This window comes from Hoylesella marshii DSM 16973 = JCM 13450 (genome assembly GCF_000146675.1).
In the GTDB taxonomy this organism is placed as follows: domain Bacteria; phylum Bacteroidota; class Bacteroidia; order Bacteroidales; family Bacteroidaceae; genus Prevotella; species Prevotella marshii.
This window is the reverse complement of record NZ_GL397214.1, coordinates 29,306-36,194: the sequence shown is the minus strand read 5'-3', so window position 1 is coordinate 36,194 and position 6,889 is coordinate 29,306. Positions and strand designations below refer to the sequence as shown.

Here is a 6,889-nt window from a genome sequence, read left to right as displayed (position 1 = left end):
GCCTACAACTTATACCGAACACCAGGGATTATTGTGTCAAATTGTATCAGATAACATGAAAATACACCGATAAAAGATTATTATCTACTCAAAAAGTAACCTCCAACGGCATCTTTTGGTCAAAAATATTCATTCTTCTAAGAGTATACGGGTGAAAATTGAGAGGGTGGTAGGTCTTGCAGAGGTCTCTACTTGGAAACCGAGAAAAGCTCTCAAAATGGATTTCCAACTACTTGGAAGCCGAAAAATGTCCTCAAAATGGATTTCCAACTACTTGGAAGCCGGAAAAAGCCCTCAAAACGGACGTCCAACTACTTGGAAGCCATCTGAATGCTCAAAACAGAATGATAAAGAACGTTTTACATACACATAACATACGCGAGTCCGATAGCCTTATCCCGAACTCGCGTATCTCATATACCATAATATGAAGAGGAAATGAAATATTGTGGGCATGGAGAACAGGTACGCTTATGATGGGGTAAGAGAGCGATGGGACGGGGTCGCCGGCTCTTTCACATCCGTTTAGCATGCGTTTACTTCAAGTCCCAAAGCGTGTAGTTGACGGGAGTAGATTCTATCACTTTCTCGCGTGCATCGGGTAGGTTGCAGAAGAAATCAATACCCGTTTTCTCTTCCAATTCCTTGATACTGACAGCATATTTGGCAAGGTGGGAGTCGTTATTGGCGTTGTGTTCCACCCAGAAACCGATGGCATTGTATTGCCCGTTTTTCACGCGCAGCACGGCCATGAAGAAGTACTTTGGAACGAGAAGTCCTTTGCCCGTCTTGGTGTAGTTGGTAGGGTGGTCGATGGTGCCTCCTTTGCAAACATAGAGCGTGTCGCAGAATTTATAGTTGTTTTTTTTTGCCCATTCCCTCACGGCATTCTCCATGTGAAGCCATACGCCTGCATTGAATCCGTTTAGCTGTGGTTGCATATTCGACATATAAAACGTTTGGTAGTTGGCATCGAAACTGCTTCTCCTGTCTTCGGAGGGGCAAATGTGGCCATGATCATAGCCAGAGCTCCAATACGGGTCTGCATCGAATGCGTATTCGGCCGGTATTTGCGGGTCTTTGGGATACTGATTGGTTTTTGATTTATACCGGCTTACTTTCTGAACAAGGTTTGATTTATACATCTGGTAACACGACCATCGTTGTGATTTTTTTGCATCGTTCCACTCTACGCTGTAGTTTACGCTGTCATCATTCGTGGAATGAATGACAACTCTGTTGCCGGCTCCACCTCGCAGCTTGGGAAACTCGAGGCGTCCGTATTCTTTTTTTAGGCTTGTATCGTTGGCATTGGCGTTAGGACCAGCCGGCTTTCGGTGGGGGGCGTTGTCGTCGTTGCTGCCACAGGCAGTGAGCGACAGTATGAGAACAAGAAGATAGAAGTAATGTTTCATCATCAGTAGATATGAAAAGGGTGCACCCGTGCGTATATGTAACTACGCAACAGGATGCACCCTTGGATTGGACGTCCTCTTGTGGGAGGCCTGTTATTTTTTGATGGTGCCGTAGCGACTCATGAAGCGGTCTACGCGTCCGGCTGTGTCTACGAGCTTCTTCTTACCCGTATAGAAAGGGTGAGAAGTACTGGATATTTCTATTTTTACTACAGGGTAAGTTTCTCCTTCAAATTCTACGGTATCGGATGTTTTGCAAGTAGACTTTGAGAGGAACATATCGCCGTTGGACATATCTTTGAATACGACGGGGCGATAGTTTTCAGGATGAATGCCTTTTTTCATTTCGTTATTATGTTTATTAAATATGATACTTGGTGTGGGCTGCAAAATTACGGATAATTCTGTAACCATCCAAATATTTACATATCTTTTTTATTTGATAGAAATGTTCTTTACCTCCCATGTGCCAACGTTGGTTATGTTGCTGGTATAGCGGAATCCGATGCGTACATGACTATTTCCGGCATACGGAGTAAGGTCTATGGTAGTTGCCACAAATGTAAAGTTTTTATTAGTGGGCAGCGCACTCATTGTGGCTTTTGTCCATGTTGCCGTAGAGGGTTTTCCGCTGTTGTAGTCGGTAGAAATCTCTACTGTTATCTCATTAGTGATGGTCGTAGTACCGAAGAACTTGCCTGCCTGTTCGAAGGCGAGGGTGGCCGAAGTGACCTTGCTCAAGTCTATGACGGGCGAGATGAGCCAACTCTCCGTGGCATGCTTCGCGTCTTTCATGTATGCAGAGGCTTTCATATAGTGGCCTTTACTGTCGTACGCCCATATCTGCGTGAGGCCGGTCGGCAATGCGCTTTCATCGACGATGGTGAATGCGCCTTTACCGGAAGCGAAATTCTCGTAGAAGAGACCACCGGGTTTCGTACCTGCTTCTGTGCTGCCGAGCTTTGCATAAGTGGCAAACTTCAGACCCGGTACACCAAAGTATGTGTCTATCTGCCCGAAGAGCAGTACTTCCTGTTTCAGGTTTGCCTTGTGGTCTTTCAGGTTCAGCAGGTCGCGAATGGCACCTGCAGGAAGCTGTACCGGCATACATTTGCTCTTGTCTATCTGGTTGGGACTATTAGCAATCAGCACATTACCGTTTACGGTACAGGTGTCTGACGAAAATCTTGCGCCGTCGTACTTCATTCCATACACATATCCCACGATGTAGCCCTTTACAAATACATTGGATGCCGTGGCTTTGGCGATAGCTGCCGCCACGTTGTAAGGAGCAGCTTCTGTGCCGTCGCCCTCGGGTTTCTCCTGCTCTCCGCCGCCTTCTTCGTTTACAGTACCCTCTTTTACTACTACGTTCTTAATCTCCCATGTACGCGATCCGGTAGTAGTGGACGAGTAATAGAATGCGATACGCAATGTGTCGCCGATATATTTAGCATCCAAATTCTTCGCATAAGTAGTAAAATCTGTCCAATTACTACCCTCTTTCAGTGTGCCGGTGATATCTTCCCACACCGTTGTCGTGGGATTGCCGGTATATTTCTTCGTAATCAGCACCTTGTTTGCACCGTTGTGAGAGAGGTATCTGATAATGTATTCAAACTGCAGATAGGCTTGCTTGGCTTTTGCAAGGTCAATAATGGGAGAAACGAGATAACTTTCAGACTCCGTATTCGTCTTATCCTTTGCATTGTAGCCCGTAGCCGTGGCCGTACCGAAGTTATGCTGCCAAGCGATACCTTTTGGAGTAACAGTGGTGAATTTCCCCAGATTGCTGCTAAACGTCTCATTGAGATAGATACCTTCGTTCGTCTCGCCCTTGTTGCCGTTAGGGTTGTTATAGGGTGAGGGAACGTTCTCACAGCTTATGAATGTGATAGCAGCCAATGCCACCATGCACATTGAAACGATGTTTTTCTTCATATCCTTGTTCTTTAACTTGTATTTTAAAAAAGATGTCAGTGTATATCCTTTTCCGTGCGCATGAGTATCTGCCATGTGTCGCGGTAGCGGGTGAAAATGCCGGTGATGTCTACACTACCTGTGGGCAGTGTAGTTGCGGCAAAGTCAGCATACGTGCTCGTACGTACTACGATGGTGCGGTTGTCGTATCCCTTCAGTGCACGGCTCACGTTGTTCGTCTTGTCTTTTTCTTCCGACGGGGCAAACACGGTCTTCCCGTCTCCCTTGGCGAAAGTTACGCCTTTGATGGTCATGAGCTTTCCACTATGACTCTTCAGATAGTCTTCGTCGGCTATCTTGGAGATATCGAATACCTCTGCCTGTACTTGCGAAGCATCCGGCATGCCAAGAAGTTTGAAATGCTCTTGCCACAAGGTGCGGCTCATACGGCTCACGTAGGTGACATTACGGGCATTCGTAAATGGTGTACCTATCTCGGCTTGCAGACCGTAGCCACCTATATACAGGCCTTTTAGACTGACGAGTATCTCTTGTCCAACGGGCAGTTCTGCAAATAGACCGTTCTGCGAAATGCAGATAAGGATGGCACCGGTACCATCGTCAATAGCCACTTCGCTATATACATTGCCTCCGATGTCATTACCAACCACACGCCCTTTGATTTGCACGTCATCAGTAATTTGGGTATAAGTGTTGGCTGGCGTATAAATAAAGCTGGCGTATTGAGTTTTCAAGGTGGCAATCGTTATTACGTTGCTCTCTGCGAGTGCGGGATTACCAATGCTTGTACCATTCGGCTCTTTCCAATCGTCGTTCATACAGCCTGTCAAGAGCATGCAGAACAATGCGATATACATATATTTAATTGTTTTCATCTTATTCTCGGGTTTTAGAATCGGTAAGAAATGTTTAACATGCCGTTGGTTCCGAAAGCATAGAATTTCTTCGGATTACGGGAGAATTTGTAAGAGCGGGCATTGCCGGACGCTGTATAGTCAGACCGGCTTTGCTCATAACCGCCCGTCACAATGTTTTGGTTGTTCAGCAGGTTTACCACCATAAGATTGATGGACAGCGACCCGCGCTTCATGCGGATATTTTTGCCGATGGAGCCATCGAGCATGAAACCTCCGTGCCCTTTGTCTTGGGGTGATACGATATATTGTCCGTTTTCATCGATACTGCCAAGTCGGTCGAGTATGCTCTTATAGCGATAGTACGGCGAATAAGAAAGGTAGATGCGATCGTAGTAGTTGGCATTCAAGTCGATGTACCAACCGCTTTGGTGGTAACTGAGACCGATGTTGCCTGCTGTCAGCGGTGTACCTGATTCGCGCATGCCTTTGTTCATCAGCACATCGGTATTGTAGGTACCCTGTGTGGAGTTGATATAGTTTACGTCTGCATTGTTGGCATATTTCCCTTCGTTCCATGTGCCCAATAGGTTAAGGTCGAGGAAAGACGTTAATTTCACTTTCGCCCCTACTTCTACACCATAATGCTCTTTTTCAATGCCTGAGAGTGACACATAAGAGAAAGAGTTGATGTCGTCGAAATAGAAATTTTGCCATTCCGTTACGTGGTTCATACGGCTGTAATAGGCATTCAGGTTGGCATGCAGCCACGCATTCTGATATTGATAACCAGCCTCACTACTGAGCACGCGTTCGTTTTTCAAGTGGGTCACAAAGTCATTGTTCATCTCCGGCGCTACAAATGCTACACTCGCCTGTGGGGCATTCCATTGATAACCGAGACCGATGAAGAGTGTGTGACCGCGGCCTGCATTGTATGTCAGAGCAGCTTTAGCACCCGCGTCTCCAAACCATGCAGCCTTACTCTTGCCATAGGAATTGTTCAAATATAAGCCATTGCACATTTTCCCCTCACGCTGGATGGAGGTACTCCCGATGCGTGCAGACACCATCGTATGGAAACGGTTCAGGGTCTTGGCATAGGTTGTCCACAGATACCCCTTGTTTACAAGCAGGAAGTAATCGTAGCCGAACTTATCGCCCTCTCTCACTACTGCATTGGGGCGACGCCAGTCGTATTGTACCTGAGCAGCATTGGCCGTATAAGTACCTATGGCGTAGTAATTGAGGTTGTGCAAAGTAGAAGCGCCCAAAAGGTCTTCTAAAGTCTGATAGTGCCGGCCGCTATTCGTGCCGAGTACGATTCCGAGATTCCAGTATGCGTTCTTCTTTAGGCGTTTGTTGAGGGTTGAGGCCAGCGTCAGTGTCAATGCGTCGTTGTGCTTAGCCTGAATGAAATACATGGCATCTGCCCCCTGTGTCGATACCCGTCTGTTGGCTTCATAGAGTCTGTCCCAATTCACTTGGCGGTTGGCCTTGGAGGAAGATAGGAAATGGAATGCCTTGTTCCAGTCTGCTAATGCCTGTTCGGTACGTCCAATGGTGTTTGTCGCATCCCACACATCGTAGAAGTTGCTGGGCAACATCTTATAATAATCAGGTTGCGGATTGTCCGTATTGTTGTAATTTAGCTTAGTGCTTTTATACATGCTGTACTTGCCGGTTAGTGTGGTCACCAACTTCATGTCATTATTGATATCCCAGTCCCATGTCAGGAGGGCGGAAGGAGCGTATTCGGTCACCACGCGTGAGTTGCGTTTTTTGCCGTTCTGATAGCCCCAGTAGGGGTTGTATTGACGGTCGTTGGCTATCCAGTAGCTCTCGTCTGTGGCAGCTCCCTGCGTGCCACGCTCTGTGGGATTACCCCATGTGGTGAATGATAACGCGTGCCCATTCTTCCATACCTTCTGTATGCCGAGGAAGTAAGAGAAAGCGTTGTAGAATGTGCCTTCCACATAACCCTCTTTCGCCCATCTGTAGGTGACACCACCGGAGAATGCCCAGCCACGGTTACTCAGTCCCGAACCGAAAGAGTACACTCCGCGGAGGGTATAGTTGCGATTAACGGCGCTCACTGCAGCTCTATGACCTGTGGGTTGCTTGCCGGCACGGAAGTCGTAGTTGTTGGAACCTGCCATGCCGCTCATACCGAACGAACCGCCCTCAAAGGGGAGAAGGAAGTCTACATCGCGCATCTGCTGATTGAGACCGCCCACCTGAGAGAAGCGAAACTGTCCGGTCTCCATGTCGTTTAGTAACGCACCGTTTACATAAACATCGTTGTATCGTTGGTTGAAAGCGCGGTATCTGAACCTCACGGGCGAGAAGAGAAAGCCTACTCGCGACGCATAGAGGTTATTGTTGGAGTTGAGAATGGTCACATTCTGTGACATGTCGTCATTCTCTCCCAACTGCGCATCTGTAAAGGTAAATGCCGACTCATCCCCGATGGGGTTGAGTTGTTTTTGCGGTTTTACGGTTTGGGCGAGTGCGGGAGGCGCAAAAAAAAGTGCCAGCAAAGCCCATTTTAGCTTATTTTGCATAGGTTGGCTTAGGTTAATCTTATCATATTCGGCCGTAGTTTACGGTTTTGCAAAGTAACGAAATTTATTTAAGAAAAAAGAGTTTTTTAGTAAATATTTATCACACCGCCATCTT

General features: G+C 47.0%; 5 protein-coding genes. All 5 read right to left on the bottom strand.

Features of this window, described 5'->3' with window-relative positions:
- Positions 1–536: 536 nt before the first annotated feature.
- The 5 genes from HMPREF0658_RS00160 to HMPREF0658_RS00140 all read right to left on the bottom strand — a co-directional run bounded on the left by HMPREF0658_RS00160 (position 537) and on the right by HMPREF0658_RS00140 (position 6,774).
- Positions 537–1,418 (bottom strand): DNA/RNA non-specific endonuclease, encoded by an 882-nt coding sequence (locus tag HMPREF0658_RS00160; protein ID WP_006947629.1) that lies wholly within the window; start codon positions 1,416–1,418, stop codon positions 537–539.
- 90 nt (positions 1,419–1,508) lie between these two features.
- The gene (locus tag HMPREF0658_RS00155; RefSeq protein WP_024991080.1) at positions 1,509–1,760 is read right to left on the bottom strand and encodes a type B 50S ribosomal protein L31; all 252 of its coding nucleotides are present in this window, start codon (positions 1,758–1,760) and stop codon (positions 1,509–1,511) included.
- A 90-nt stretch (positions 1,761–1,850) separates the two neighbouring features.
- On the bottom strand, positions 1,851–3,356 hold the full coding sequence (locus HMPREF0658_RS00150; RefSeq protein WP_036884139.1) for a DUF6359 domain-containing protein: 1,506 nt from the start codon (positions 3,354–3,356) through the stop codon (positions 1,851–1,853).
- A gap of 35 nt (positions 3,357–3,391) precedes the next feature.
- Entirely contained in the window at positions 3,392–4,231 is an 840-nt protein-coding gene (locus HMPREF0658_RS00145; protein ID WP_006947624.1) for a DUF5689 domain-containing protein, read from the bottom strand.
- 14 nt (positions 4,232–4,245) lie between these two features.
- The gene (locus HMPREF0658_RS00140) at positions 4,246–6,774 is read right to left on the bottom strand and encodes a porin family protein (protein WP_006947622.1); all 2,529 of its coding nucleotides are present in this window, start codon (positions 6,772–6,774) and stop codon (positions 4,246–4,248) included.
- Positions 6,775–6,889: the final 115 nt, after the last annotated feature.